The sequence below is a fragment of the Wenjunlia vitaminophila DSM 41686 genome (genome assembly GCF_000380165.1).
In the GTDB taxonomy this organism is placed as follows: Bacteria; Actinomycetota; Actinomycetes; order Streptomycetales; family Streptomycetaceae; genus Wenjunlia; species Wenjunlia vitaminophila.
This window is the reverse complement of record NZ_KB904737.1, coordinates 1-2,837: the sequence shown is the minus strand read 5'-3', so window position 1 is coordinate 2,837 and position 2,837 is coordinate 1. Positions and strand designations below refer to the sequence as shown.

3 protein-coding genes are annotated in these 2,837 nt (G+C 70.1%); 1 reads left to right on the top strand and 2 read right to left on the bottom strand.

The window, feature by feature from the left end; translation table 11 throughout:
• Window positions 1-576: Bax inhibitor-1/YccA family protein (locus A3IG_RS0127850; RefSeq protein ID WP_018386873.1), on the bottom strand; the 576-nt coding region annotated here is incomplete at its 3' end.
• Window positions 577-766: 190 nt separating this feature from the next.
• Window positions 767-1,042: a hypothetical protein gene (locus A3IG_RS0127845; RefSeq protein ID WP_018386872.1), complete on the bottom strand. Its 276-nt coding sequence runs from the start codon at window positions 1,040-1,042 to the stop codon at window positions 767-769.
• A 156-nt stretch (window positions 1,043-1,198) separates the two neighbouring features.
• Between A3IG_RS0127845 and A3IG_RS0127840 the strand changes: the two genes are divergently transcribed.
• Window positions 1,199-2,284, top strand: a complete 1,086-nt coding sequence (locus A3IG_RS0127840) for an RNA-guided endonuclease InsQ/TnpB family protein (RefSeq protein WP_018386871.1) — start codon at window positions 1,199-1,201, stop codon at window positions 2,282-2,284.
• Window positions 2,285-2,837 lie beyond the last annotated feature (553 nt).

The following is a 2,837-nucleotide window of genomic DNA, read 5'->3' as shown; positions in this document are numbered from 1 at the left end:
GACCCGGACGGCGCCGACCTTGTAGGCGACGAGCATGCCGCCGAACACGGCCATCGTCCCCAGCACCGCCTGCGCCACCACGCCGTCGTACCAGTCGTTGTACGCGTGGCTGATCACCCCGAGGAACAGCCCCTCGAAGGCGGCGTAGGTCAGGATCAGCGCCGGGTTGGCGAGCCGCCGGAAGGCCACCACCAGGCCGATCACCATCGCGATCAGCGCCGCGACGAGGCCGAGCCCGAGGGACTCCTTGGGGATGGCGAACCAGCCGACCGCGGCGCCGAGCACCACGGTGCCCAGCGTCATCGCGGTGCGCACCACGACGTCGTCGATGGTCATCCGGCCGGTCTGGAGCGGCCCCGCGGGCGGGGCCCCGTACATCTGCTGGAGCTGGTCGGGCGTGAGGTCGCCCTGCGGGCCCGCGTAGGGGTTGCCACCCGCGTAGGGGTTGCCCTGGGCGTACGGGTTTCCGGCCGGCGGCTGCTGCGGCGCCCGGGGCCCGGCCTGTGGCCCGCCGAAGCCCGCGTAGCTGTTGTCGCGGGCGAAGCCCCGCGAGAACATCGGGTTGCTGCTCCTCATTTCTCTCCTCCATAGGCCACGTCGTGCAGCCGTTGCCCCCCAGCGTAATGGCCTGGCAAAAAGAAGGCGCTACTTCTCACGCAGGATCTTGCCGCGCCGCCCCTCCGACCTGGGACGGGGGCCGGGGCCGACCCCCACCGGCCCCCACCGCCGGGCCTGACCGCCGGGCCAGCGGCCACGCCGGCACCGACTACCCGCGGTCGGCGCCGGGCGTACCGGGGGGAGACGAGGGCAGCGACTCCGGCAACTGCTCGACGAGGTCGTCGAGGAGCTTGGTGAACTCGGCGTCGGACACGTCGTGGCACTCCCGGGGCTTCGTGGTGTCCCCCACGACCATCTTTCTCGCGGCCTCCACGCACCGCTCGGGGATGCTGTTCGTGTCGGGGTCGGACGAGCAGGCCGCGGTGCCGGTGAGCACGGCGGCGAACAAGACGACTGAGGCGGCTGTCCAGATCTGCTGGTTCATCGGGTCTCCTTCGTGGATACCCCGGCCTTCGGGCCGGGGAGGAACGAGGCTCCCGCGTAGCGGGGCGTGGGATGGCGGATCGCCGCCAGGGTGATGCGGTGTCGGTGGCGGCCAGCCAACACGTGCCGCTTACATCCGATCTGATAGGTGTGAGCCGTGGCGCGGCAGGTCAAGCGGGCGTTCAGGTACCGCTTCTACCCCACCGACGAGCAGGCAGCGGAGCTGTCGCGCACGTTCGGGTGCGTCCGCCTGGTGTACAACAAGGCTCTGGAGGAGCGCACCCGGGCGTGGTACGTCGAGCGGCGCCGGATCTCCTACGCGCAGTCGTCGGCGGCGCTGACACAGTGGAAGAAGACGCGGGAACTGGCCTTCCTGGCGGAGGTGTCCTCCGTCCCGCTCCAGCAGGCGCTGCGCCACCTTCAGACGGCGTTCGGGAACTTCTTCGCCAAGCGGGCAAAATACCCGCGCTTGAAGTCGAAGAAGGAGTCCCGAGCGTCGGCCGAGTACACCCGCAGCGCGTTCACGTGGCGTGACGGACGGCTGACGCTGGCGAAGATGGCGCAGCCGCTGGACATCCGCTGGTCGCGTCCTGTGCCCGGGGGATCGGAGCCGACCACGGTGACCGTGTCGCGCGACGCGGCCGGCCGTTGGTTCGTGTCCCTGCTGTGCCAGGACACCATCACCCCCGCGCCCGCCACCGCGGCGGCTGTGGGGATCGACGCCGGGATCACCTCTGTGGTGACGCTGTCCACCGGCGAGAAGATCACCAACCCGAGGCACGAGCGCCGCGACTTCCTGCACAAACTCACCACTCGTCTCGTCCGTGAGAACCAAACGGTCGTGATCGAGGACCTCACCGTCCGCAACCTCCTGAAGAACGGCAAACTCGCGCGCGCCATCTCCGACGCGTCGTGGACGGTGCTGCGCTCCATGCTGGAGTACAAGTGCGCCTGGTACGGGCGCGAACTCGTCGTGATCGACCGGTACTTCCCCAGCTCGAAGCTGTGCTCGGCCTGCGGCACCGTCCGCGAGAGGCTGCCGCTGAACGTCCGCACCTGGACGTGCGACTGCGGCGCCACCCATGACCGCGACGTGAACGCGGCACGCAACATCCTGGCCGCCGGGCTGGCGGCAGCAGCCTGTGGAGACGGCGTAAGACCTCAACGGGAGTCCTCCCGGACGGGGCAGTCGTCGGTGAAGCAGGAACCCCAGCGGGCGACCGCTGGAAACCCCCGCCCATAGGCGGGGGAGGAAGCCAAGGGCACCCATCCTGACGCGAGCGGCGGGCGGGCGGGGGCACTGTCGACACGACGGAGCGTCGCGGACCTCCCGCCCGCGGCCAGGAACGGACCTCAGGAACAGACCGGACCTCAGGAACAGACGGACACAAACGGCGATCAGCCTTACTCGATCGGCATTCGAGCGGAAATCGAGAATCGGCGAACGGAGCCTCGCCCGCAATGGCGCCACAAACCCCTCACCCGCCGGTCGGCAACTGTTCCTCGACGCCATCCACGACCGTCCGGCCGCGGACACAGGGCCCGTCGGTTGTCGAATTGCCCGGCCCGCCACCTGCCGGCAGCCCACCGCCGGGACGCGGTTCGCCCCGGCTTCTCCTGCTTCGCCGAAGCGCGCACGCCCAGGCCGGTCGGCCCTGGGGACGGGGTGGTCGGCGGGTGTTCCCACGCGCCCACCGGAAGATGTGATGAACAGCGTCACGACCGGCGGAGAACCGGCCGTGACCTGTGCAAGCGCTGGAACCACACCGAGTGCCCGGAGCGGGACTTGAACCCGC

Bases quoted from the DNA above. Each gene is read 5' to 3' on its own strand.
- A3IG_RS0127845 (WP_018386872.1), bottom strand. From the start codon at position 1,042: ATGAACCAGCAGATCTGGACAGCCGCCTCAGTCGTCTTGTTCGCCGCC.